Below are 23,188 nucleotides of genomic sequence, written 5' to 3' on the forward strand. Positions count from 1 at the left end.
CCATGAACTTTGTTGCCATTTCTCGGTCATACAGCGTTATGAGGATTTTGTATGTTGTAATCCTCTCGCTTGCCTTGACCTCTTCGGTATGCCAATCCGATCATCAATGCGCCAAGAGCTGCGCAAATCGAGTACATCGTAGAATAGGAAAACAGATCGGCGATCGGGCCCATAAGCATTCCGCCCATGGATACGCCCAAGTCCGCCATGGCGATAAATAACCCGACGAGAACGTTCCGGCTCGCCTGCGGCAGAACGAAGGTTAAGTAGGTGGTGAGCGTCGGATAAAGAAGCGCCTGTGCGGTTCCCATGAGTGCAGCCCCTATGTAAAAGAAAACAACTCCGCCTGCAGCTGAAAAACTGATGCTTAGTGCTGCAATCGTCAAGATTAGAAAAATGAACATCACAAAGGAAGAATGCCATTTTCCATCCGAAGGGATTTTCTTCCGCAGAATAAAGCGTGATAACACGACGATTCCCGCTTGGATCATAAGATAAACACCTGCGTTTCCATGCTTCACTTGGTCAGCATATAACGGTACAAAGGTAGTCACGGATCCAAATACGATCGACGCGCTCAGCATCAAGCTGCTGCATCGGAACAAATGCGGATTTTTAAACAGCTGGCCGAAGGAACTCGCCATCGACACCGCTCCCTGCTCCGCAGGAACTGGGGCGGCATCCGCCTCTTTCCGATCCATCCTTACACTGAAACCTACCACACCGGTGCTGACAGCGATCACAATCATCGCAACGGTAAAAATATTCGTATTCCCCGCTTCCCACATGCCTAGCGCAAGCAATGGACCGAAAATTCCCGGCATATAAGAGCATAAGGAATACATGGAAATCCCCTGGGACCGATCCTTGTCAGGCAACGCATCGATAATGCCAAGCTGCAGCGCCATGGAGAAAAAGGCCGTACAAACGCCTTGCATTACCCTGGCAACGAAAAACCCCTCTAAACCGGAGAATGTGTATAATGCCAGTGCAATCCCGTTCAAAATGAGTAGGGTACGAAGCACTTTTACAGGACCATGCTTTTGGATGACGCGCCCTGCCCACGGTCTGAAAAACATCGTTGTAAACAAGTACGCTCCCATAATCAAACCGATTGCTGAATTCGTTGCGCCGAGCGACTCCCCTTTTAATGGGATCGTGACATTGAGGATCGCATTGGCGCTGAAATAAAAGAGAGTTAACACATACAGCCGTAAAAACGGCCATGAGAGAGCTCCTCCCACGCATAAGCTCCTTCCGTAATCGAATGATCCATCCATTTGCCAGTATCCATTACGTAATGATCATCTGCAGCATGTTTTTTGCATAAGGGGACTGAAGATCCTTCAGCTGCTCAACGGTTACGATCTCTTCCACGTGCCCGCTGCGAATAAACATGACTCTGTCGCAAAGGTATGCGGCTGCTTGTATATCGTGAGTGATAAATATATACCCCATTCCGTACATCGCCTTCAAATTTTTCAGCAGCTCCAGCACTTGGATTTGTACGGATCCATCCAGCGAACTAATCGCTTCGTCCAATACGATGCAATTCGGTTCAGTGGCCACAGCTCTCGCAATACAAACCCGCTGCGCCTCCCCTCCTGACAGCTCATGCGGATACTTGTCTCGATAAGTAGAGTCTAATCCGACCTGCGTTAAGAGAAGATCAATTTTTGCTTGAACGTCGGCCTGCCCCTTCTTTAGCATCCGTAAAGGCTCTAAGAGCGTCTTTTCTACTGTAAAAAAAGGATTTAAAGAGGAGGTGTAGTCTTGAAACACGGCGCTGATCTTCCCGACTCTCGCCTTTCGATGCTCCACGCTTTTTCCCTCGAAGCAAATCGTTCCCTGGTCGGGCTTTTCAATTCCAAGAAGCAGTCGGCCTAACGTGGATTTTCCGCTCCCGCTTTCGCCGATAATGCCAAGACATTCCCCTGGCAGCCATTCAAATGTAATATCATGCAGTACCTGCTTTTTCTCGTTCGAAAACAGTCCGCCCTTACGATACGATTTATGTACCTGTTCCACGCTCAACAACGTTTAGGCCCCCATAATCCGCTGAAAATGTTCATGCAGCGACAGCTTTGTAGATACCAGGTAGCGGGTATATTCTTGTTTTGCATCTGCAAAAATAGCTTCCGTGGTGCCTTGCTCAATGATGCTTCCATCCTTCATCACCAGCACTTCGTCGGCGATTTTCCGAACGATAGCTAAGTCATGAGAGATGAAAATCATCGTGTTCCCCAAGCGTTCCCGGAGCGCGATAAACTGCTCTAACACTTCATATTGGGAGACGGTATCGAGTGCGGTCGTCGGTTCATCGGCGATGACGACGTCGGGCTCTAAGACGAGTGCAAGCGCGATCATCACTCGTTGAAGCATACCGCCTGAAAGCTGATGAGGATAGGAATTCATCACGTCTATTGGATTTTTCAGCATCACGCTGTGCATAGCCAGCTTCATGTTTTCCGTCGTTTCCTCCCGTCCCCAGCCAAAATGCTCGGCCAGCGTCTCCCTGAGGTGAACGCCTACCACGCAGGAGGGATCAAAGGCACGCATCCCGTTCTGCATAATCATACAAAGCTGCTTCCCTCTTTTCTTTCTCATTTCCTTCTCGGAAACCTGAGCGAGGTTCTCCCCTTTAAACAAAATGTCTCCTGTATGGCGGATTCCAGGCTTGTTTAATCTCATGATTGCTCTGCAGGTTACAGATTTCCCGCTCCCGCTTTCACCTACGATAGCCAAACAGCTCCCCTGCTTCACATCAAATGAACTATCCGGAATGATAACCTTGCCGGAGCTTTGATCCCAAATCTTCAGCTTATTAATTTTCAAAATATTCATGTTAGAGCTATGCCACCTCTTTTCTCTCGAGCTTGCCGGCAGGGGCTCTGAACCAGCCTTTTTCTTTTTGTTTGGTGGTTCTTAATTTCGGGTCTAATGCCACCTGAAGCGCATCGGACAAAAAGTTAATGCTGGATACAACGATAATAATGGTAAGCCCGGGTGCCAGCATAAATTCAGGCTTGGAGAACATCACTTCCCTGGCTTCATTTAACATCATCCCCCACTCCGCGTTCGGGGCTTGGATGCCTAAACCGAGGAAGGAGAAGCCGGAAATTTGCAAAACCATCGTGCCAAAGGAGCTGCTCGCGATGACGGCAATATCGGGAAGGGTAACCGGAACAAGATGCTTCAGCATAATGTTCACATCACTTACCCCGGTCACCTTGGAAAACTTCACATAATCGGAATCGGCGTACTGCATAACCGCCGTTCGGATGATTCGGGCAAACCAGGCCCATTTTAACAAGAGGAACGCGATCAAAATATTTTCTAGGCCTACGCCCAAAATACCAATGAGTGCCAAAGTCATCACATAACCGGGGAAGGACAGCATCACATCACAGATCCGCATCAGCACCGCATCCGTTTTTCCTCTAAAATAGCCGGCTAGAAAGCCTAGAATGGCTCCAAAGGTTACTGTCAGCACCAACGCGGCAAATACCCATAATACGCTGGGGCGAATGCCGTAAATCATTCTAGATAAGATGCACCGGCCCAGATGATCGTTTCCTAACAGGTATTCCCATGAAGCTGACGCGTATCGGAGCTCCATATGCACTTCCTCGGGATCATGCGGCGCGAACCATGGAGCAAAGATCCCGACAATCATAACCGTAAGTAAAATGGCGGAGGAAATGGCGGCCAGCCGATCTTTTAGTACGTTCTTTAAAAGTACCATTTATAGATCATTCCTTAATCGAGGATTCAGTGCCGCATTCAAGATGTCGGAAGCGGTGTTAAAGAAAACGAAGGCTGCCGCCAAAATCAGAACATAGGCTTGGATCACCGGAAAGTCTCTGCTGAGAATGGAGTTAACGCTAAGCGTACCTAATCCCGGCCATGCAAATATATTCTCGATGACGACGGTACTTCCGAGAATAATCGGCACCGCCATGCAAAAGACCGAAACGGCTACCTGCAAGGAGTTTCTTACGATATGAAGCATAACGGTTTTCTCCGAAAGCCCGCAGGCCCTGCCGTACAGCACATAGTCCTCGTTTAAATTGCTCAGCACCGAGCTTCGAACGATGCGAAAGTAAATGCCCGCATAATTGACGGTAATGAGTACAACCGGCAAAATGTAGCTCTGATAGGAATTCATTCCGCTCGTCGGTAATAGATTCAGCTTCACCGCAAAAAACCAAATCATAAGCGCACCGAGCCAATAGGACGGCATGGAAGTCAGAAAGAACGAAACGCCGCGAACCGACCGATCGAGCATCCTACCCTCCCGCCAAGCACATATGATTCCTAACCCAATCGATAAGAGGATAATGGCTATCGTTGAAACGAGTGTCAGCTTCAAGGTGTTGAGGAAAGCAGGCCCTAATAAAGACCAGACCGGTTTTCCCGTTACGTAAGAGTTTCCGAAATCGACCTGCAGACAGGCCGCCATCCAATGAAAGTATTGAACGAGAAACGGCCGGTCCATTCCAAGCTCTGCTTTGGTTTGCATAATCAGCTCTTCGGTAATCTTCGGAACGCCTTGGGCGTGCAGAATCACTTCCGCCGGATCCATCGGAGATAAATGGATAAAAACAAACGTGAGAAATGAAACCGCCAGCAGCAAAGGGACCGATAGCAGAACCCTTTTTACAATATAAAGTCCCATCGTCCTCTCCTCTCCTGAACAAATAGAAAGGGGGAGCCCCCCTCTTACATGGATTGATTATTGTTCAAAGTGCATCTTCTCGAACGGGAGCTCGTATTGTGTTTGCTTAAACGCGATTCCCTGCAATGTTTTCGGAGCCACGACTGTAATGCTTCCGTTCGTGATCGGAATAAATACGGCTTCATCATGGACAATTTTTAAAATATCCGCGTAGAGCGATTGTCTGTTTTTTTCATCTGTAGACACCATAACCTGATCGATTTTTTTGTACAGCTCATCTGCTTTTGATATTCCGCTTGTCGTGTGATAATAAGAGGATTTCGAGGTAAAGGCGGCAATCGTGCTTTGTGGATCGTAAGCCAGTCCCCACGTTTGATTGAATAACAGGTCATAATCGCCTGTCGATCTCCGGTTGGCGATCGAGGAAGATTCTTCACCGATCAGCTCCAGCTGCATTCCAATTTGTTTCACCGAATTTTGTATAAATTCCGCTTGCATCTTCTGGGAGGAAGAATTGACGTCATAGTAAAGCTTCATGGCTAAGGGACTTCCATCCTTCATCCGAACTTTGCTGCCATTGTCCTGCTGCCATCCCGCATCCTGCAGAAGCTTCGCTGCGGTTTCCAGGTTAAAGCCGCGTTTCTTCAAGTCGACATTGGCATAATTGACGTTAGCCGCAAACAAGGTCTCCGCAACGCTTTCCGTACCGCTAAAGATTTGCTTGCTGATGGTTTCTCTGTCCACCGCATACCAGAGCGCTTCGCGTACAGCTGTTTCCGTCACCGGACTGCCTGCTTTACTGCTGTTCGCCACAATGATCTTGGTATTCATCGGCTCGCTTCTCACCAACTGGTAGTTGCCGGAGGAAACCAAGCTTTCCATGGCCTCTACATTGATGCTGTCAGCCCCGCGATCATCCGTAAATACAAAATTCACTTCTCCCTTCTGCAGTGCCAAGTAAGTCGTTTCACCTGCAGGAAGAACCTTTGCCGTAATTTTATTCACCTTCGGGGCACCGCCCCAATACTTCTCATTCGCTTCGAACACGGCGTATTGATCTACTTTATGTTCTGCTAACTTATATGGGCCGGTTCCGTGGAATCCGTTTACGCCATCCTTCGTTTCCCCATCCTTAAAATCCTTGGGGGATAAAAAGACGAACGGCCGAGTCATCGACAGTTCCACCAGTGCCGGATAATACGGTTCCGACAATTCGATTTTCACCGTATGCTCGTCAACGACGGTACAACCTGTAATCTTGGTTGACAGCTTAATCCACGAATGCTTCCCGGCATTTCGCAGTACAGCCTCTATGTTTTGTTTGACGGCTTCCGCGTTGAAGGGCTCGCCGTCATGGAACGTAACGCCTTTTCTTAGGTGAAACGTGTACACCTTGCCGTCATCCGAGATGTCCCACGTTTCGGCAAGCAGCGGCCGAATGCCTTCCGCCGTGTTTTCCACGAGCGATTCATAAACCATCCCCTGCGCCGGCATGGAGCCCGGATATAAATGGGGATTCATATCATTGATATCCTTGGCAGTAGCATAAACTAACTCTTGGCTGGCAGACATGCTCTTCGTAGTTCCTGCCTTCCCGTCACTGCAGCCTGCCACCAACATACATGCAACAACCATCGCTGAAATCATAGAAACCGTTTTTCTTGTCATCGCTTCCTCCTGCTATTAAATAGTAACAATTACGATCAAGCCTCCCAAATATGTATATTATCCATAAACTGGTACACCGTCAATACTATTCGTAAAATTTACGATTATTCGAGACTTTTGATGATAGACGCTAAAGGCCATACATAATGGAGTAGTTGACATTCTGATCGCCTAAAAAAAGAAGCACTCGAACCTGTGGTGGCCGAGTACTTCCTCCCCTATACAAACCCTTATCTACACAGATTAGTCCTCTTCCCAATTTCCCCGTTCAAACTTTCCATCCCGCATTTGTTTCCATTGCTTCGACTTAGGATCACTTAACAACTTATCACCAGTCAGTTTTTTATGGATTTTATGAGCTTCCGCTAGATTCTGGGCTACTTCCTGCCATGGAATATGATTGGGGCTATGCGTAATCGCGTCATCTACTTTTCGTAACCGCACGGTTCTGGGACTATCGGGAACATTCCCGTCAAAACTGCTGCCCGGATCCCCTATTCGCTGATCGGATGGCGGCCCTGCCTCCAAACCGGCAGGCATATTGTGTAATATTTTATTGTAATTGGTTGAACCTGTACCGATGTAAGCTGCAATTTCTTTCAATACAGTCCTTACTGGTTCTGCCTGATCTCCGTCTTGTTCCATTTGGCCATGTAACGTATCCAAGTGATTTTGCGATATCTTATGGTGCAGAGAATATTTACCTCCGGGAAATATTCCCGTATTTGAATTTCTTGCCAATTTGGATGCTTCAAATCGAATCCTCGTAAAAGCCCAGTCTCTACTCGAACTTTTTCCGGTGCCAATCGCTTTCAAACTCTCTTCATTTCTTTCGGCATCATCAACCATTACAATTAAATCTTTTAATATCTCACTTTCTTCTTCCTCAGATTCTGTATTTCCCTCTAAGACATCCTTTAAATATTCGCTATCCCCGTCAATATATTGTTTTAAGTTTATATCGTTAAGAACTAGAGAAATGAACTCCTCTTCTTCTTTCCCAAGCTTTTGAGCCAATAAAGCATATAGGTCATGGTTCGGGTCTTGAATCTTGATACCTTCAGACTTATAAATATCTTCGTCATCCATATCAGAGGAGTAAACATGCTTACAATCCACTTGAATTTGTTTTCTTTTATTCTCTAATTGAATCGTTACAATAGCTTCTTCCTCTTCGTTTGATTTCGAAAAATTATAAGACTCTGCTACTCTTCCGTTGATAATTTTTTGTTCATTTTCTAGCCAAACTTTAACCTTTTGCAGTTTTTGGGCTTTCTCTAACATTCGCTGTATGGTAGAGCCCTCTGAGTTCCCAGCCGTTTGGCTTCGGCCTTGGATTAAGCCCATTGCTGCCCGGTTCCCGATGGTTTGTTGTAAAGTTTGTATATGATGAGTACTTAGACGACTCGCGTCAACTGGGATATGAGGTTGAAAAACGAATGGCTCAAGAGAAGTTCTACTTTCATGTGAGGAAGATTTCTCTTTCTGTTTTGACGGAAGCATCGAGTGATCCTGCTGACTTTCCATTTGGGAAAATCGAGTCATGTTTTCACCTCAATTCATTCTTTTACCTGAAGCAGATTCTAGTGCATAATAGCTTCGACAAACCATGGGGAGGTACATATTACCAATTTTATTTCGAATATATCACAACCAATAAACGATGAAAATAAGCCAAGCTGGAATCCCGCCTGCTGCGTGGGGGATCATGACAAACAGAATTTTTCCTCCTATATGAAACTATTTCCAGATTATGAGCGTTAATAGTATGGATCTAGAAATTTAGTATAGGAGTGAGATCAAGTTGAAGAAAAAGATACAGACCGCTTTCCTATTTATTGTAATCATGGCGTTGACCATCGTCAGTGCATGCAGCCCAGGAGACAGCGGCAGTAAGAAGGCTTTCCCCGCCTATAACAAAGACGAAAAAGTAACGTTAAAGATTACGTATTGGGACGAGCATTCATTCTATCAAAATTTAGGAAACTTATTTATCTCCCAGTTTCCAAATATCGATTTTGAGATTGTCTCCACTGCTGGTGTTTTTAATGGAGATGGCACCAACCCAACGGATGCTTTCAAGAAGCTTGTAGCGGAAAAACAACCCGACATCTTGATGCTGGATTCCATGTTTTTTAAGCCGTTAAAGGATGACGGCCTTCTATACGAGCTGGATTCGGTCATGGAACAGGATGGATTTTCGACGGAAGGCATTTTACCTGCTGCTATGAAAAAGATGAGGGATTTGGGAGACGGAAAACTGTACGGTCTTGCTCCGACATTTTCGAGCAACGTGCTATTTTACAATAAAAAGCTGTTTGATCAGTACGGAATCCCCCATCCGCAGGACAACATGACCTGGGAGGAAATTATGCTGCTTGCCGAACGATTTCCGACGGATGGCACCGGCGAGAACCGGGTTTATGGCATACAAGCAGGAATGGGCTCATCCTTCAACACACTGATCCGGTTCGGCATGGACAATGATTTATCCTATATTGATTTCTCATCCAATAAACTAACTTTAAACACGGATTCTTGGAAAAAGGTTGCGGAGAAAACACTTCGGATCGCGAAATCGAAGGCGACTTATGAACCGGAACGAAACAGCGGCCAATCGATGAATTATGAGGACTATTTACGGCGAGATCTCTTTACGACCGGTAAAGTTGCAATGAACATCAGCGGTCCTTATTATATGAATCAATTGAAAGAAGCCAGTAGTGTTCTAGGTGAAGAAGCCGTGTCTGACTGGGACATGGTAACCGTCCCTGTTCATGAGGGCATGCCGAAGGAAACCTCCTCCTTCTTCCTGCAGGATATATTCTCCATCAACGCCAAATCACCACATTTGGCCGCTGCATGGGAATTCGTGAAATATGTGAATTCGGATGCCATGGGAAAAGTGTTCGCACGTTCTCCGGTTTTAGGAGGGCTGCCGGTACGGACCGAGTATTTGCAGAATCCGTCCGGAAAGCATATGGAAGCATTTTATTTATTGCCGCCCAAAGAGAATGATGTGTACTCGACCTACGAAGCGCTCCCCCGCCAATTCGATTTGGAGTTCTTGCCACTGGCGGAGAAGCATTGGAATGCCCTGGTCAAAGGTGATCTCACTCTAGAGGAGACTCTTCGTTTGATCGAAACGGAAGGACAGGCTTTATTAGACGACGCGATCGAGAAAGAAGCAGCCGAGGCAAAAGCTAAAGAACAAGAACCAAAACCTCAATCGTAATCGAAAGAACCCTGCTCTCTCCTATCCGGGCAAGAGCGGGGTTCTGTTTTTAGGTGGAGAAATCAGATTTGGTTAACCATAATAATATTATGTTAATCATCTCACTCATCGAATCACTGCACGATTAAAAACACCATAAAATGGATACAAAGATAGAATACCGTATAAACCATTTTATAGGAGATTCCATGTCTACAACATCCGCTCAACACCCTACTTCACAATATCTTAAACGGAACCTTTGGTCAGGCTTATTGTTCGGTTTTGGCTTCGCCGCTTTTTTGGATGAAACGATCTTCCATCAGCTGCTGCATTGGCATCATTTCTACGACCAATCGACGACGGCAGTGGGATTGGTCTCCGACGGATGGTTTCATGCATTCAGCTGGTTTGCAACGATTGGCGGATTATTTCTGTTTGCCGATCTTCGCCGTCGGTCTGCCTTGTTGTTACAGCGTTGGATTGGCAGCGTATGGCTGGGCGCCGGTTTATTCCAGCTGTACGACGGCACGATCCAGCACAAGCTTATGCGAATCCATCAAATTCGGTATGTCGATAACCTTATCGTGTATGATATCGTATGGAATTTGGTAGCTATAGTAATGATCCTAGCCGGTGGAATTCTCATTCAACGCTCGAAGCGAAACCTGCAGGTGCATGGAGAATTTTCAAAATGACGCATCATGAACATCCGAATTCAAATGTTTTCGAGCTGATCGCTGTTCTGCTGTTTTTCCTGCTCATCGTCCTTTATGTCGCGGCCGCTGTACGTTCAAGCCGACAATTCAAGCCATTTCCGTTGTACCGTTATGTTTGTTGGTCTGTTGGTATATGCAGTGCGGCGGTGGCCGTGATCGGTCCGTTAGCGGAGCAAGCCCACCATAACTTCATTTCACATATGCTCGTCCATCTGCTGCTCGGCATGCTTGCCCCGCTTTTACTCACGCTTGCCGCGCCTATGACCCTTCTTTTAAGAACAATGCCGACGAAATGGTCGCGTACACTGTCGAAGCTGATGAGAAGTGCTCCGATTCGTTTTCTCAACGATCCGATTCCAGCTTCAATCCTTACCCTGGGCGGACTATGGATGCTCTATGCAACCGATTTATATTTGATCATGCAGCAAAATGGAATCGTCCATTGGATCGTGCATTTCCACTTGCTTGCCGCAGGCTATCTTTTCACCTCGGCTATGCTCCAGATCGACTTGGCCGTTCATCGTACGAGCTTCGTATACCGAACCGTGGTACTCCTGTTTGCCTTGGCTGGTCACGGTATTTTATCAAAATACTTGTATGCCAATCCACCGGCCGGTGTACCTTCAGCGCAAGTGGAGATCGGCAGTATGCTCATGTATTATGGCGGCGATGCCGTGGATGCAATCCTAATCACGATTCTTTTTTCTCAATGGTATAAAGCGACTAGACCTCGAGTATCGATCGCTCCTTCGACGAGCTACAGTAAAGGATAGCGGACCGAACTTTGTTCATCGAGTTTGATAAAACATTTCGACGTCTTTCCGCTCCACCCTTCTCGGGTAGGAAATATGAATTCCGCCAGCCTTTAGCTGTTCTACAATGAATTGTCTCATGACTTTGCACGCGGTGAAATAATGAACATCCTTCACGAGTGCCACAACTGTATATTTCGCTCCAAGCGCGTTGTTTTCAACATCCGTAATCCCGTACAATTGCGGCGGTTCTATCGGCTCGCCTTTTTCGTCCAGCAAAAATAAATGCTTCATCGTATCAACCATATGCTCTGAAACGGCATGCACCGCCCCTTCCACATCCGCTGGGTCCGTCTCGTAAGGAACTGAAACGTTTACGATGGCTCTCATTTTTTCCCGATTATAATTTTGACTGATCCGTATTTCAGAATTTTGGATCACAACCACATGCTGCGCCCAGGTCCTAATTTTTGTTGCACGAAGCCCTACAGAAACAACCGTCCCGTTAATTTCACCGTTATTAATCGTAACGTAATCCCCGACGGAAAACTGATCCTCAAAAATGATAAAGAAGCCCGTAATTAAATCCTTCACTAAGGTTTGAGCGCCAAAACCGACGGCAAGCCCAATAACACCCGCGCCTGCAATAATCGGCCCAACCTCAACCCCTACATTACTCAGACACATGAGAAAAGCGATAATCACAAATACATATTTGGTAAAGGATAACAACAGTGATTCCAAAGTGTTTCTCTGCTTCTCTTCCAGACGTGTAAGCCGGAATATTTTAGAGATGACCATGGTTCTTACCTTCAGGGCTAACCAGGTTAAACCAACGATAAGAATAATGACGAATGTTTTATCTAAAGCAGTAACCCCGTACGTATTCCAAAGCTCCAAGGCAGCCGAAGATAGCGGTTGCGCATCTTCATTCCAAGGAAACATAGGCTCCCCCTCCAAACATGGTATGACCATTTCTCTACTTCACACGTTATTTATTCATTCCGATCCGCAAATAGCTTGAGAACAAACTCCTCAAAGCTCTTTTCCTCTCGCGGCTGAATCGATAAATTGTCATCATGCCAAATCTCGACAATCCTCCATCCATCCGTCGTTAAAAATCCAATTCCATCACCGGAACCATTGTCGCCGAACAAAAGAACATCTTCAAGTTCCTCGTGTTCTTCCCCGTCCATAAGATGGTCGAAAATTTCGGTTGCCTCAACCAATCCTCCGTAAAAATGAAAATACGAGTTCAAAACACTCCCGCAGCCTACCTCTGTTAAAAAATCGATGTAATCCTGCGGTACTCCGTTAATGGCCGCTTCTCTCGCAACCTCTTCAGCAGTCATAGACTCCATGTTGAATAGTTCCCGATTCTCATTCATGTAACGAACAATTTCCGTATATCTACCCATTGGGCAAGACCTCTCCTTTGTCTACGATAACTTGCGCTGTTTTCGTCTGACTCTGTAAAATCGCATCGCGGCTGGAACCCCTTTAATTTCGAGAATACCATCGTAAATTAGCTCTCTTAGCCGGTATTCAAAATACGTATCACCAACATATTGATCACAGTACCCGATCGCCTCACCAATAAGACGAGGAGCGGCCAAAAATTCCTGAGCGGCAGCAGGCGGTCTCAATTTGTCCAGCTTCTCGAGGAGGTATGAATCAAAATAATTGGCCTTTACCTCAACGAGCTTCTGATCCTGCCAAATGCGCAATACCCCCTCTTGCCTGGAAATATCCTGCCACTCTTCCTCCAGCCTTTGGATGTTGGATTCAGACAGGTTTCCGCTTCCGTCCATCCGCTGAAGTGCTTTCGTAAGCTTGTCCGGCGAGAGCTCTCCTGAGTGCAGAGAATCGATTTCAACATCCTGCCTCTTGTCGCTGTCCATTTTACTGGAAAGGTAGGCGGCATCATAAACGCAAATCGGATTGCGCTTACGGCGAAGCAATTGAATCGCGTGCCGCATCCCTGTCTGCTCGCATGCATTCCCGCTGGCCCACAAAACCACCTGAGCCTGCTCAGGAATGTTTTCCACCTTTGCCAACAGTTCTTGGAAGTCCTCTTCGAAGTCGGTGTAGGACTCAAAAGCTTCCGAAATGTTGTCCCGAAACCAGTCCGCCCGTGCCTTTCGTCCTTCCAAAGAATTCAATCCGGTAAGCGGACCGATGGCATAATTTTCGCGCAGCGGTATCAGCTTATGCTGGTCCGCCCACCCCAGCTTCTTCAACGCCTGCTTCATACCGCCGGAAAACGAATCGCCGACGACGATATGAACATGGGTGCAGTCCGGTACTGGATCCCATACCGTCCTTTTTTCCCGGGTACTCATGAGTGAATCATAGAGCTCTATCAACGTGTCTCCCACCGCTTCCAGCGGCTCTTCCTGCTTCTTAAGCCGGCCGATCTTCAATAAAACATATCGCAAATATTGCCTCGTCTCTTCAACCTCCAACTGATCAACGGCCATTTTCATTTCTACTAACTCCTTCAATCCTCTTCCTCCTCACGGTTTGATTAAATCGTTTGGATCAATCCATGATATACACATTGTCACCGACTTGAATGCAACCCGTTTGCTTCACGGAAGCATATAAGCCGAAGTTTACCCCCATCACTTCTCTTACTTTCCTTAACAGCGTTGTATCGCGTTCGAGTGTATCCGGATCCAGCGTTATCATAGAGCAGCGCTCACAGTATTGGTTCACTTCCAGTTGTGCAGTCCCCATGGCCAATCGCTTCCCGATCCATTCATTCTCCTGAAGCGCAGCTTCATCCACAGACACGATTAGATTGGCTCGAAAACGACGCGGGTCGAGTCTTTTTCCCCATATTTCTTCGAGTCTATTTAGGGCAGCATCTGTTATAATTAAGACGCTTGCTAGATCTACCGACATCAGCTCAGGAGCTTCCGGGTTCGGAGATTTATAGCTTTTCATGGATAGCTTTTGTGTGGTATAGCACTGAATTTCTTCTAGCAATTGCTGATCCCAGCGAAACACCCGCCCGTCCGGTGATGTAATCCTTACTTCATCCTCGATAAGCTGTGCTTGATAGGACAACATAACCGGCAAATCTCTCGCAGTGAAAAAGCTGTCCCAGCCTTGTTTCGTTTCATCATAAAAAGCACAAAAACGGTCGCCAAATAATCCATACGTATCGATTTCACACGATTGCAAGCTTTCTCCGGCAAACGATTTTACCGGATAACGTGTAATTCCAATGATCTTTCCAACAGCTCCGGTCATTCGTCCCCTCCTAGACTTAGTAATACATAAACTCAATTTTTTACCGTTCATTTTACGCCATCCTAAAAATCCGCTCACTGATCAGCCTTAGAAATTGCGACCACTTTTGCTGAAATTCCGGATCACCCGGAGTGTGACCTGTAATCATCCGTGTTACATTGCTGTAGAGAAGCGGGTAGACCGTTAGACTCGAGAGCATTAAGGTAAGTAACGAAGGGTCAAGCTCCTTGGGAACAAGCCCCATTTCCTGCTTCACTCTCATATCTTCGTTGTAGGATTGGAGGACCGTTCTCCTCCGCTCTTCTCCGTTTGCATTTTCAGGAAGCGTATCGACAGCCTCCCATGCGGTGAACTTTAAAAAATCCAGTAAATGTTCGATGTTCACTTTAAAACGAAACTCGGCGATTTGTACGGGATCAGCGGGCATCGTTAGATTTCCAGAAGGTAACATCTTGATAAAATCTTCGATCGTTTCGTTAATCAATTCTTCTTTGCTTTTGAAATAATGATAAATTAATTGTTTATTTACACCAGCACGTTTGGCAATCGATTCAATTCTAGCACCGTTGTATCCTCTATCAAAAAACTCGTCTCTTGCTGCTTGAAGAATGGCCTTCCGTGTACGTTCTGCATTGCGAATTTCTCCCAAAGCTTCCACCTTCCAATATTTGCTTATTAGCTTATGGTAGTAATTGATCTCATGGAAGTCAATTTTTTTAAACAGACATTCACTATCTTGACAAATGGTAAATATTACAATATCTTTGAGTTGTATTATTTTACATTTGTAAAGTTATAGAGAGAATTAATTCATGAAGAGGTGAAAAGGATGACTTTTAAACCTAGTAAAACCTTTATTAATTTGCCAGTGAAAGATTTAAAGAAAACGATGGACTTTTTCTCAGAAATCGGATTTGGTTTCAACTTTCATTTTACAGACGAAAAGGCAGCCTGCATGATCATCAATGACCATACATACGCAATGCTTCTAGTAGAATCTTATTTTCAAACTTTCATTGATAAAGAGCTCGCAGATACTGCTAAGAGTGCAGAAGTGCTCATTGCCCTTACGGCTCATAGCCGTGAGCAGGTCGATGCTGTCGTAAAGAAAGCACTCGCTGCCGGTGGCAGCCACGCGAAAGCTCCGCAGGATCACGGATTTATGTATTCCTGGAGCTTCCAAGATGTCAATGGGCACATTTGGGAACTGTTTTATATGGATGAGAACGCAGTGCCGCAAGATGAATGAGGTTAACTATCGTCCCAATTAAATTTCCACAAAAAAAGCGGCTCCTCTGCGGAGTCGCTTTTTACATGAGTACCTCTTTCCATTTGCTTATATGTTCTTATTCGACAAACCAGAGCACGTTTCACTGACATCATGCTGACGCATCGTCGAACGAACGCGAAAGGCTTCCTATTATGCGGTTGCTCGGGAAATAATCGCTGCCTTTTTCCGTGACTTAAAGCATCTTACCAAAGTTAGAGGCTGCCTCGACCATAGATTCTCCTAGTCTTCTTCTTAAAGTAACGAGCCAATTCGGCTCATGCTCCCACTTCTCCAAGGATGCATGCAGGATTCGAGTAACCCCATATAAATCGGCGAATCGGCTGCAGGCTGGCAGGATCTGGTCCAGATCGGCGGGAATGGGGTGCACTGACTCGTAGCCTTCTAAAAAGATACGCTTCATAGCGGAACAGGTTTCCGTTCCAGAGGAAACAAGGCTTTGCATGCTAGCCAGCGTCCGCTCCATGTCCATGGCATACCAATGATACATCGCATCGTCAAAATCGATTATATAGCAGGATTGCGTATTTTCATCATAAAACACATTGTCGTATTCAAAATCATAATGAATGAGTCCGAAATTCGAATTCGACTTAGGCTGCGCGGCAAAATAATGCCGTAACAACGTAAGCTCTGCCGATGCTGCTTGACTGATTTCCAGAGCAGGAGCTCGTGCAAGCACAGCTTCAATCCAATCGAATACATCCTCGTACGACCATCTCTTCGTGGAATCAGGGTGATATTGGCTAGATAAGGAGTGAAGCTTTCCTAAAGCTTGCCCATATTTGTAGACAACGAGATCGTTAACTGCGGCGGCGTTTAGCTGCTTTCCGGGGACGCGTTCAAATACAGTAGCAAAGTACTCTCCCCAAGGCGTCTTTGCTTCAACCAGCTTCACCCCGCCCTTTGATTCCACCGCTTTCAGCACTCCACAGCCGTTTTCATGCAAATACGCGATAAAATCCAGCTCCGCCCTTAGGTTCGTCTCCAGCTTCTCTTCCTGCGGAGCAAATCGCAAAAGCTGTATCTTCCCTTCTCGCTTAAAGGGGTAAATCGCATTGGAGGAAATGCGGTAGTGCTTGAACATATCAAGGGACGATTCGTCGAACTCCCAATGCTTCAACAGCATTTCTGCCAAGTCAACGTTATGAAATAAATATTTAAATTTGAGCACGAAAACGAACATCCTTCCAGCTTAAGGTGCCTTTATCGTACCTCGGCACCCTCATGGAAGGAACCTCCTTAAATGACTATATCCATTTATTCTCCATCACAACGTAATCCTTACCGCCTTTCGTAAAGGTGTGATCGGTTTTCCGGAGCCCAAACTTTTCGTAAAAGGATGCTTTTTCTATTCGTGCGTTGCAAAAGATACGCTTTACTCCGGAGTGCATTGCTTCATCAAGCACGTGCTTCAAGAGTTTGCTTCCGTAGCCCTTTCCTTGCTGGGAAGTTAATGTCGCAAACTTTCGAAACTGCGCTTCCTCCCCTTGAATGAATAAGGACACCACCGACACAAGCAGCTCGTTTTCAAAGAGACCAAAATGGGTCCCTTGGTCGTCATCTGCAAGCTTTACATAGTCGAGCTCCCGGTCCGGCCACATGACCTTGTGACGGAGCTGCCAAGCTTGTTTTTTAGGTACGATCCGAATGTCCATAACGTAACCTTCCTATCTACAAATAATTTTTAATTCCATTAATAATTAATATAGTAAATATCATGATCCAGGAGCCATTAGCCATACAACACCGTTGACAAATATACAACAACAGCAACTGTAAAGCTGCTTAACAGCGTCGAAAGAAGGACCGCTTGCGCCGCATATTCCGGATGTTGATTGTATTCAAGGGCCAGCTGTGCGCTGTTTCTAGAGGATGGATACGAGCTGGCGATAAATAAGGCTTGAGCCACAATCCCATCAAGTCCCAGCAAGAGGATCACTCCCGATGCGATACAAGGCGAAAGAATAAGCCGACCAACAAGACTCCAAATCAATGGGAGTGAAACACGCTTTATTTGGATATAAGCACTTTGCGCTCCCAACGTAAGAAGGGCAACCGCCAGAAAGGCGTTCGACATATTTTCGATCGTATTCCATAGAAACACGGGAATCGGTACGGATGTAATGTTTAACAGCAATCCAAGGACAAGGGCGTACAGCGTGGGCAGCTTTAGAAACTCAAGCAGTACCTTTGTGCCGGTGCTCTTGGCGGATATCACATTTAGCAGACCGTACGTGTTTGTCAGCAGATATTGAAAGATGCTCACGATTACTTGGATCGAAGCCCCTAACGGATTGCTTTGAAACACAAGCTGACTGACCGGAAGTCCGAAATTGCCCGAATTATTAAGCACGACACTATTTTTAAACGTGGCCGTCATGCTTTGATCGTATTTTCCTGCCTTGGCAATCCCCCAGCTCACCGCCATGAGGAGCATATTTTGCACCAGCAAAAAGGCGAGAATTTGAATGATTGTCCCACCGTTCATACTGCTCTCATAAATATTCGTAAACGTAACACAGGGCAGCAATAAGTACAGATTTAGTTTAGAAAGAGTGTTCAAATCAACCTGAAATATTCGATGGATATAAGCTCCCGCTGCAATTAAGATAAATACCGGTATAATCACCTGAACGACAATCACGAAAAAGACGGCCATCGCACTCGCTCCCCTTCTCTATGTTGTTTTATCGTAAGCCAAAATTCATGGGGAGAAAAATACGGATTTTGCAGCGATAGTCATAGAAAAAAAGTATCTCAATGCAAAAAAAACGCGGATTCACCCACGTTTTCGATGACGGCTTATGTCACGATTAGATCAAGTCATTTGTAAAGTCTATCGATTCAACGAAGCGGACGAACGCTTGGATCGTTTTCAGCTCTAGAGAATGATCGTGGTAAACCATCCACGTATTTCGAATGATCGGCTTCCCCTGCTCGTCGGTAATCGGGATTTTCACCACGTCCGGTATGTGGTCAATGAGTGCGCTGGAAAGAATTCCGTACCCCAAGCCGTTAAGCACCATTTCCTTGCAGGTATCGCCTTTGTCCACTTCCATTCCAATCGAAGGCGGGTGAGAAAAGGTTCCGTTCCACCAACGGTTGATCGTGGCCTTCATCAGCGGATCCATTTCGTATTCAATGCGAGGCAGAAAGGGCAGCTGCTCGATTTCGAACGGTTCGATCGAGGCAATGCTAATATGCTCATGAAAGAGCAGCAGCTTCGATTCCGGCCATTTATAATCCCCGCGAACAAAGCCGATATGGACGTCCTGATTGTACACGAGATCGAATACGTCACCGCTCCAGCCGGTTACGACTTTAAATTCTACCTTCGGATACTGTTCGCGAAACCGCTTCAAGAGCTTAGGAAGCTTGTTTTTCGAGATGTAATTGGAAACACCGAGGCGAAGCGTCCCCGTTACTTCATCCCCTATGTTTAACACTGCTTCCTTCGCGTGCTGGAGATGGCGCAGTGCCTCGTCGGCGCATTTCGCCAAATATTCGCCTTGCGGCGTAAACTGTACGCCCCTAGTCCCGCGCTGAACAAGCGTTACGTTGAATTCGTTTTCCATCTGTTGAATTCTTCTGGTCAAGGAAGGCTGGGCAATAAAGAGAACTTGGGCGGTTTTCGTCATATTTTTCTTTTCGTAAAGCATCTTTAAAATCGTCCAATCCTGGTAGTCCATACGATCTCCTTAGAACGCTAGTGTCCCCCACATTTTAGCATGATTTATGAGCAATACACGAATCACACTCCCCCCCTGACGCAAAAATAAAACTGCCGAGAAGAAGCTTCGCGCTTCGGCAGCCTTGTATTCCAACTTTAGTTAAGCCAGATAGCTTTCACGTACCATGTCGTTCTCGAGCAGAAGCTCAGCCCTCTCGCTGAGCTTGATTTCACCGGACTGCAGCACGTATCCACGATGTGCGATTTGCAGAGCCTGATAAGCATTTTGTTCAACGAGGAGTATCGTCATCCCTTCTTTATTAAGCACGGATATAATGTCAAAAATCTTCTCTACCATCATCGGTGCAAGCCCCATAGAAGGTTCATCCAGCAGCATAATCTTCGGCCTCATCATAAGTGCTCTTGCCATAGCCAGCATTTGCTGCTCGCCGCCGCTCATCGTCCCGCCCTTCTGCTGCAGCCGTTCTTTCAAAATCGGAAAGTAATGAAACGCGAGTTCCATCCGTTCCTTAACCTCCTGCTTATCCTTCACCAAAAAAGCGCCGAGCTCCATATTTTCTTTCACTGTGTTACGCGGGAAAATCCGTCGCCCCTCCGGAACATGCGCGATCCCGATTGCAGCGGTCACATGAGGGGGCTTACGGCCAATCGGGATTCCTTGGTACATGACATCCCCCTGCTTCGGAACTGCCTGGCCGCTAATCGTTTTCAATGTCGTGGACTTCCCGGCGCCATTGCTTCCGATGAGAGTCACAATTTCACCCTCATGAACCGACAGCGATATATTTTTTAGTGCGTGAATGCCACCATAATACGTATGAATTCGTTTAAGTTCCAGTAAGGCCATGCCGCTTCCTCCCTTGCCCGCTGTCCAACGCAGCGGCGGACGTTCCTAAATACGCTTCAATGACCTTCGGATTGCGCCGAATGTCGTCTGCTGTCCCTGCCGCAATCGTTTCACCATGATCCAGTACGATCAGATGGTCTGACAAGCTCATGACAAACTTCATATCATGCTCAATCAGCAAAATGGTAATTCCCAAATCATCGCGAATGCTTCGAATGAGATCGGCCAATTGAGCCGTCTCCTTCGGGTTCATCCCGGCCGCTGGCTCGTCAAGCAGCAGCAGCTTCGGCTTCGACGCCATCGCCCGGGCGATTTCCAGCCTCCGCTGGGCTCCATAAGACAAATTTTCCGCATTTTCATTCAGCAGCGAAGCCAGCCCGAAATGATCCAGTATGCGAAATGCTTCGCGCCTGGCCGCCTCTTCTTCTCTCTGAACCGCTGGAAGCCGGCAAAGAATTCCGGCTAAGCCTGCTTTTAATTGAATGTGCATCCCCACCAGAACATTGTCCAGCACCGACAGCTTTCCGAACAAACGGATGCTTTGAAACGTTCGTGCGATTCCTCTTGCGGCGATCCGATCGGGGCGAACCCCTATAAGTGATTTTCCTTCAAGCTCAATGCGTCCGCTGTCCGGCTTATAGATGCCGGTTATTAAGTTAAAAAGCGTTGTTTTCCCCGCGCCGTTCGGTCCGATAACGGTCGTAATGGAGCCATGGTCCACAGCCGCTTCAATGCGTTGTGCTGCTTGGATGCCTCCGAAGCGCTTGGACACGCCGCTTATCTCAAGTACGGGCATAGGCGCTATCCTCCTCTTGTTTAATCGGGCGGAGCTGTTCCGCGTCCCAGGTTCGATTTTTGGGCGGCAGCAGTCCAAGCGGCTTATAAAGGGCAAACAGTACGAGAATAGCCCCAAAGATGAACCGCTGCATTTTTGCCGGCGAAAGCGCCTCTGGAATTGCGATTTCACCTTGAAGGCTTAGTTGATTGAGCCAATTCGTAAGCTCCGTTAGTACCTGAAGGTTAAGCAGGGCAATGACCGCAGCGCCCAAAATCACTCCCGGTACACTCCCTAGCCCTCCAAGCAGCACCATGACTAAGATGGTGATCGACTCCAGGAGGGTAAAGCTGGTCGGGTCAATAAAGGTTTGCTTGGCGGCGAACAACACGCCCATCATGCCGGAGAAGCTCGCGCCTGCAGCAAAGGCAGTCAGCTTCAAGCGAACGATCGGAATGCCCATCGACTGTGCGGCAATCTCATTTTCCCGAATGGCCTTCCAGGCTCTGCCGACTCTAGAATGCTCCATTCTATTCACGGCGACCAATACAACCGCAAGAATGGCGAGGACGATGAAGTAAAATTGATTCGGGTATACAAAGGTGTAACCAAATAATGCCGGCGGCTGAATGGACGGGAGTCCCATCGCCCCGTTCGTAATATTAACCGGCTTATCTAGGTTGTTGAAAACTATGCGAATAATTTCGCTGAAACCAAGGGTAACAATAGCGAGATAATCCCCTTTGACACGTAACACGGGAATGCCTAACAAAATTCCGAAGACCGCTGCCGCCGCCCCGCCGAGCAAAATAAAAATCCAGAAGCTTTCACCCGGAAGCGGATACGCTCCAAACGGCATAAACTCCGCAGCCTGCTTTGTGGCAAAGATCCCGTACGTATAAGCGCCCACCGCAAAGAAAGCGACAAACCCGAGATCGAGCAGTCCGGCGAATCCGACGACGATGTTCAGACCGAGAGCTAAGGCGATATAAATGCCGACCTGCGTGGCCACCTCCATATATGACTGGTACGCCGGACCGCCGCTGGCGCTCCAGGGTAAAATCAACAGTAGAATGCAAGCGGCCAGCCCCCATTTGAGTGGAGCTTTCCAAGGCAGCAGATGCAAGAGCAGGAGTGAACCGAGCAGCAGCAGGAACGCGACGACCGACTTTTGGGCAAAATAAAGGCTTAACGAGGTCACCAGCAGGAATACCAGCAATAGAACAGCTTGAACGGCCTTGTTTTGGATGGCGAGCTTTTGTAGTTTCTCCATGATCATCACCTATACTTTTTCTTTGATAGGCCTGCCGAAGAAGCCTTCCGGTTTAAAGATCAGAACGATGATCAGCAGCGAAAAAGCAAAAACATCCTTATATTCGGCTCCGAACGCCCCAGCCGTCAAAATTCCCAAATTGGCGGCGGAAAACATTTCGATGACTCCGAGTAAAATGCCGCCGAACATCGCTCCGCGCATATTGCCGATTCCGCCGAGTACCGCCGCGGTAAATGCCTTTAAGCCGAGAATAAAGCCGATGTAAGGATCGATGGTCCCATATTGCTGGGCAAACAGCACGCCGCCGAAGCCCCCTAAAGCAGAGCCGATAAAAAAGGTGAGTGCGATTACTTTATTGACGTTAATCGCCATCAGCGAGGCGGTTTCCCGATCCTGTGCGACCGCCCGCATGGCCGTCCCCCACTTGGTACGGTTCACAAAGAAATCGAGCGCAATCATCACGATGACCGCGCAAACAAGCAGAAGCAGCGTCATCGTTTTAAAATGTGCGTCATTAAAGACGGAAAATACAGCGGAAACCGGCAAGGACAGCTGCGCGTCATACAATGTCGGTGTGGTGACGATGTAGTTGCCGCGCGTAAGCTCCGTAATAAAGCGGACGATGTCCTGGAGCAGGAACGAGACGCCGATTGCCGTGATAAAAGCAATCAGCCTCGGCGAGTGACGCAGCGGTCGGTAGGCGACCCGCTCAATCGCAACACCGGTTGCCCCGGCAATAAGCGAAGCTGTAATAAGCGCCGCGGGGAGAAGCACCCATGCGGGCAGTGCACCTGCGGATATAGACATCGTCCCCATAATGACGGCTGTGCCGACAAATGCGCCGGTCATAAAAATATCGCCGTGTGCGAAGTTAATGAGCTCCAGGATGCCGTAAACCATGGTATAGCCTAACGCCACAATGGCATATACCGCTCCAAGCGTAAGCCCGTCGATCAGCACCTGCGGCACCGTTTGCAGCATTTGATCGATCATACCTACTCACCTCCATGCTTGTTCTTAAG

General features: G+C 47.1%; 24 protein-coding genes. 4 read left to right on the forward strand and 20 right to left on the reverse strand.

What is annotated here, in order from left to right:
* Nucleotides 1-26: 26 nt before the first annotated feature.
* The 7 genes from cntE to GQS10_RS06375 all read right to left on the reverse strand — a co-directional run bounded on the left by cntE (nucleotide 27) and on the right by GQS10_RS06375 (nucleotide 7,873).
* The gene (gene cntE / locus GQS10_RS06345) at nucleotides 27-1,244 is read right to left on the reverse strand and encodes a staphylopine family metallophore export MFS transporter CntE (RefSeq protein WP_166240205.1); all 1,218 of its coding nucleotides are present in this window, start codon (nucleotides 1,242-1,244) and stop codon (nucleotides 27-29) included.
* Between the two features lie 49 nt (nucleotides 1,245-1,293).
* Nucleotides 1,294-2,037 (reverse strand): ABC transporter ATP-binding protein, encoded by a 744-nt coding sequence (locus tag GQS10_RS06350; protein ID WP_166240207.1) that lies wholly within the window; start codon nucleotides 2,035-2,037, stop codon nucleotides 1,294-1,296.
* Nucleotides 2,038-2,040: 3 nt separating this feature from the next.
* Nucleotides 2,041-2,844, reverse strand: a complete 804-nt coding sequence (gene cntD / locus GQS10_RS06355) for a staphylopine uptake ABC transporter ATP-binding protein CntD (protein ID WP_166240209.1) — start codon at nucleotides 2,842-2,844, stop codon at nucleotides 2,041-2,043.
* 7 nt (nucleotides 2,845-2,851) lie between these two features.
* Nucleotides 2,852-3,745, reverse strand: coding sequence for a staphylopine uptake ABC transporter permease subunit CntC (gene cntC, locus GQS10_RS06360; RefSeq protein ID WP_166240211.1), 894 nt, complete (start codon nucleotides 3,743-3,745; stop codon nucleotides 2,852-2,854).
* A complete protein-coding gene (gene opp1B / locus GQS10_RS06365) occupies nucleotides 3,746-4,678 on the reverse strand; it encodes a nickel/cobalt ABC transporter permease (RefSeq protein ID WP_166240213.1) in 933 nt (310 codons plus the stop codon).
* A gap of 57 nt (nucleotides 4,679-4,735) precedes the next feature.
* The gene (cntA, locus tag GQS10_RS06370) at nucleotides 4,736-6,346 is read right to left on the reverse strand and encodes a staphylopine-dependent metal ABC transporter substrate-binding lipoprotein (RefSeq protein WP_166240215.1); all 1,611 of its coding nucleotides are present in this window, start codon (nucleotides 6,344-6,346) and stop codon (nucleotides 4,736-4,738) included.
* A gap of 243 nt (nucleotides 6,347-6,589) precedes the next feature.
* Nucleotides 6,590-7,873 carry a hypothetical protein gene (locus GQS10_RS06375; protein WP_207952167.1) on the reverse strand — a complete coding sequence of 428 codons (1,284 nt, stop codon included), beginning with the start codon at nucleotides 7,871-7,873 and terminating at the stop codon, nucleotides 6,590-6,592.
* A gap of 277 nt (nucleotides 7,874-8,150) precedes the next feature.
* Here GQS10_RS06375 and GQS10_RS06380 point away from each other — a divergent pair, with 277 nt between their 5' ends.
* From GQS10_RS06380 to GQS10_RS06390, 3 genes are all read left to right on the forward strand, one after another.
* Nucleotides 8,151-9,581, forward strand: a complete 1,431-nt coding sequence (locus GQS10_RS06380; protein WP_166240219.1) for an ABC transporter substrate-binding protein — start codon at nucleotides 8,151-8,153, stop codon at nucleotides 9,579-9,581.
* A gap of 188 nt (nucleotides 9,582-9,769) precedes the next feature.
* Nucleotides 9,770-10,258 carry a DUF2243 domain-containing protein gene (locus GQS10_RS06385; RefSeq protein ID WP_166240221.1) on the forward strand — a complete coding sequence of 163 codons (489 nt, stop codon included), beginning with the start codon at nucleotides 9,770-9,772 and terminating at the stop codon, nucleotides 10,256-10,258.
* Nucleotides 10,255-11,052 (forward strand): cytochrome c oxidase assembly protein, encoded by a 798-nt coding sequence (locus GQS10_RS06390; protein ID WP_166240223.1) that lies wholly within the window; start codon nucleotides 10,255-10,257, stop codon nucleotides 11,050-11,052. The genes GQS10_RS06385 and GQS10_RS06390 overlap by 4 nt, the downstream gene beginning before the upstream one ends.
* A gap of 15 nt (nucleotides 11,053-11,067) precedes the next feature.
* Here the strand turns inward: GQS10_RS06390 and GQS10_RS06395 are convergent, their stop codons facing one another.
* The 5 genes from GQS10_RS06395 to GQS10_RS06415 are packed head-to-tail and all read right to left on the reverse strand — an operon-like array spanning nucleotide 11,068 to nucleotide 14,938.
* Nucleotides 11,068-11,976, reverse strand: coding sequence for a mechanosensitive ion channel family protein (locus tag GQS10_RS06395; protein ID WP_166240225.1), 909 nt, complete (start codon nucleotides 11,974-11,976; stop codon nucleotides 11,068-11,070).
* 50 nt (nucleotides 11,977-12,026) lie between these two features.
* Nucleotides 12,027-12,449: an SMI1/KNR4 family protein gene (locus GQS10_RS06400; RefSeq protein ID WP_166240227.1), complete on the reverse strand. Its 423-nt coding sequence runs from the start codon at nucleotides 12,447-12,449 to the stop codon at nucleotides 12,027-12,029.
* 21 nt (nucleotides 12,450-12,470) lie between these two features.
* Nucleotides 12,471-13,535, reverse strand: a complete 1,065-nt coding sequence (locus GQS10_RS06405; protein ID WP_243734996.1) for a DUF1835 domain-containing protein — start codon at nucleotides 13,533-13,535, stop codon at nucleotides 12,471-12,473.
* 37 nt (nucleotides 13,536-13,572) lie between these two features.
* The gene (locus GQS10_RS06410; protein WP_166240229.1) at nucleotides 13,573-14,289 is read right to left on the reverse strand and encodes an MOSC domain-containing protein; all 717 of its coding nucleotides are present in this window, start codon (nucleotides 14,287-14,289) and stop codon (nucleotides 13,573-13,575) included.
* 52 nt (nucleotides 14,290-14,341) lie between these two features.
* Nucleotides 14,342-14,938 (reverse strand): TetR/AcrR family transcriptional regulator, encoded by a 597-nt coding sequence (locus GQS10_RS06415; protein WP_166240231.1) that lies wholly within the window; start codon nucleotides 14,936-14,938, stop codon nucleotides 14,342-14,344.
* A gap of 180 nt (nucleotides 14,939-15,118) precedes the next feature.
* On the opposite strand from GQS10_RS06415, the gene GQS10_RS06420 reads away from it, so the two are divergent.
* Nucleotides 15,119-15,538 carry a VOC family protein gene (locus GQS10_RS06420; RefSeq protein WP_166240233.1) on the forward strand — a complete coding sequence of 140 codons (420 nt, stop codon included), beginning with the start codon at nucleotides 15,119-15,121 and terminating at the stop codon, nucleotides 15,536-15,538.
* 214 nt (nucleotides 15,539-15,752) lie between these two features.
* Here the strand turns inward: GQS10_RS06420 and GQS10_RS06425 are convergent, their stop codons facing one another.
* From GQS10_RS06425 to GQS10_RS06460, 8 genes are all read right to left on the reverse strand, one after another.
* On the reverse strand, nucleotides 15,753-16,751 hold the full coding sequence (locus tag GQS10_RS06425) for a phosphotransferase (RefSeq protein WP_166240235.1): 999 nt from the start codon (nucleotides 16,749-16,751) through the stop codon (nucleotides 15,753-15,755).
* Between the two features lie 76 nt (nucleotides 16,752-16,827).
* On the reverse strand, nucleotides 16,828-17,235 hold the full coding sequence (locus tag GQS10_RS06430; RefSeq protein WP_207952169.1) for a GNAT family N-acetyltransferase: 408 nt from the start codon (nucleotides 17,233-17,235) through the stop codon (nucleotides 16,828-16,830).
* Between the two features lie 77 nt (nucleotides 17,236-17,312).
* Complete coding sequence (locus GQS10_RS06435; protein ID WP_166240237.1) at nucleotides 17,313-18,239, reverse strand: AEC family transporter; 927 nt, start codon at nucleotides 18,237-18,239, stop codon at nucleotides 17,313-17,315.
* Nucleotides 18,240-18,393: 154 nt separating this feature from the next.
* A complete protein-coding gene (locus GQS10_RS06440; RefSeq protein WP_166240239.1) occupies nucleotides 18,394-19,269 on the reverse strand; it encodes a LysR family transcriptional regulator in 876 nt (291 codons plus the stop codon).
* A gap of 141 nt (nucleotides 19,270-19,410) precedes the next feature.
* Nucleotides 19,411-20,118 carry an ABC transporter ATP-binding protein gene (locus GQS10_RS06445; protein ID WP_166240241.1) on the reverse strand — a complete coding sequence of 236 codons (708 nt, stop codon included), beginning with the start codon at nucleotides 20,116-20,118 and terminating at the stop codon, nucleotides 19,411-19,413.
* Nucleotides 20,099-20,914: an ABC transporter ATP-binding protein gene (locus GQS10_RS06450; protein ID WP_166240243.1), complete on the reverse strand. Its 816-nt coding sequence runs from the start codon at nucleotides 20,912-20,914 to the stop codon at nucleotides 20,099-20,101. The genes GQS10_RS06445 and GQS10_RS06450 overlap by 20 nt, the downstream gene beginning before the upstream one ends.
* Nucleotides 20,901-22,166, reverse strand: a complete 1,266-nt coding sequence (locus GQS10_RS06455; RefSeq protein ID WP_166240245.1) for a branched-chain amino acid ABC transporter permease — start codon at nucleotides 22,164-22,166, stop codon at nucleotides 20,901-20,903. Before GQS10_RS06455 ends, GQS10_RS06450 begins: the two co-directional genes overlap by 14 nt.
* Before the next feature lie 9 nt (nucleotides 22,167-22,175).
* Nucleotides 22,176-23,159: a branched-chain amino acid ABC transporter permease gene (locus GQS10_RS06460; protein ID WP_166240247.1), complete on the reverse strand. Its 984-nt coding sequence runs from the start codon at nucleotides 23,157-23,159 to the stop codon at nucleotides 22,176-22,178.
* Nucleotides 23,160-23,188: the final 29 nt, after the last annotated feature.

This window comes from Paenibacillus turpanensis (genome assembly GCF_011421635.1).
GTDB classification, from domain to species: Bacteria; Bacillota; Bacilli; order Paenibacillales; family YIM-B00363; genus Paenibacillus_AK; species Paenibacillus_AK turpanensis.

Bases quoted from the DNA above. Each gene is read 5' to 3' on its own strand.
- cntD (WP_166240209.1), bottom strand. From the start codon at position 2,844: ATGAATATTTTGAAAATTAATAAGCTGAAGATTTGGGATCAAAGCTCC.
- cntC (WP_166240211.1), bottom strand. From the start codon at position 3,745: ATGGTACTTTTAAAGAACGTACTAAAAGATCGGCTGGCCGCCATTTCC.
- opp1B (WP_166240213.1), bottom strand. From the start codon at position 4,678: ATGGGACTTTATATTGTAAAAAGGGTTCTGCTATCGGTCCCTTTGCTG.
- cntA (WP_166240215.1), bottom strand. From the start codon at position 6,346: ATGACAAGAAAAACGGTTTCTATGATTTCAGCGATGGTTGTTGCATGT.
- GQS10_RS06375 (WP_207952167.1), bottom strand. From the start codon at position 7,873: ATGGAAAGTCAGCAGGATCACTCGATGCTTCCGTCAAAACAGAAAGAG.
- GQS10_RS06385 (WP_166240221.1), top strand. From the start codon at position 9,770: ATGTCTACAACATCCGCTCAACACCCTACTTCACAATATCTTAAACGG.
- GQS10_RS06390 (WP_166240223.1), top strand. From the start codon at position 10,255: ATGACGCATCATGAACATCCGAATTCAAATGTTTTCGAGCTGATCGCT.
- GQS10_RS06395 (WP_166240225.1), bottom strand. From the start codon at position 11,976: ATGTTTCCTTGGAATGAAGATGCGCAACCGCTATCTTCGGCTGCCTTG.
- GQS10_RS06400 (WP_166240227.1), bottom strand. From the start codon at position 12,449: ATGGGTAGATATACGGAAATTGTTCGTTACATGAATGAGAATCGGGAA.
- GQS10_RS06410 (WP_166240229.1), bottom strand. From the start codon at position 14,289: ATGACCGGAGCTGTTGGAAAGATCATTGGAATTACACGTTATCCGGTA.
- GQS10_RS06420 (WP_166240233.1), top strand. From the start codon at position 15,119: ATGACTTTTAAACCTAGTAAAACCTTTATTAATTTGCCAGTGAAAGAT.
- GQS10_RS06430 (WP_207952169.1), bottom strand. From the start codon at position 17,235: ATGGACATTCGGATCGTACCTAAAAAACAAGCTTGGCAGCTCCGTCAC.
- GQS10_RS06435 (WP_166240237.1), bottom strand. From the start codon at position 18,239: ATGGCCGTCTTTTTCGTGATTGTCGTTCAGGTGATTATACCGGTATTT.
- GQS10_RS06440 (WP_166240239.1), bottom strand. From the start codon at position 19,269: ATGGACTACCAGGATTGGACGATTTTAAAGATGCTTTACGAAAAGAAA.
- GQS10_RS06445 (WP_166240241.1), bottom strand. From the start codon at position 20,118: ATGGCCTTACTGGAACTTAAACGAATTCATACGTATTATGGTGGCATT.
- GQS10_RS06450 (WP_166240243.1), bottom strand. From the start codon at position 20,914: ATGCCCGTACTTGAGATAAGCGGCGTGTCCAAGCGCTTCGGAGGCATC.
- GQS10_RS06455 (WP_166240245.1), bottom strand. From the start codon at position 22,166: ATGGAGAAACTACAAAAGCTCGCCATCCAAAACAAGGCCGTTCAAGCT.
- GQS10_RS06460 (WP_166240247.1), bottom strand. From the start codon at position 23,159: ATGATCGATCAAATGCTGCAAACGGTGCCGCAGGTGCTGATCGACGGG.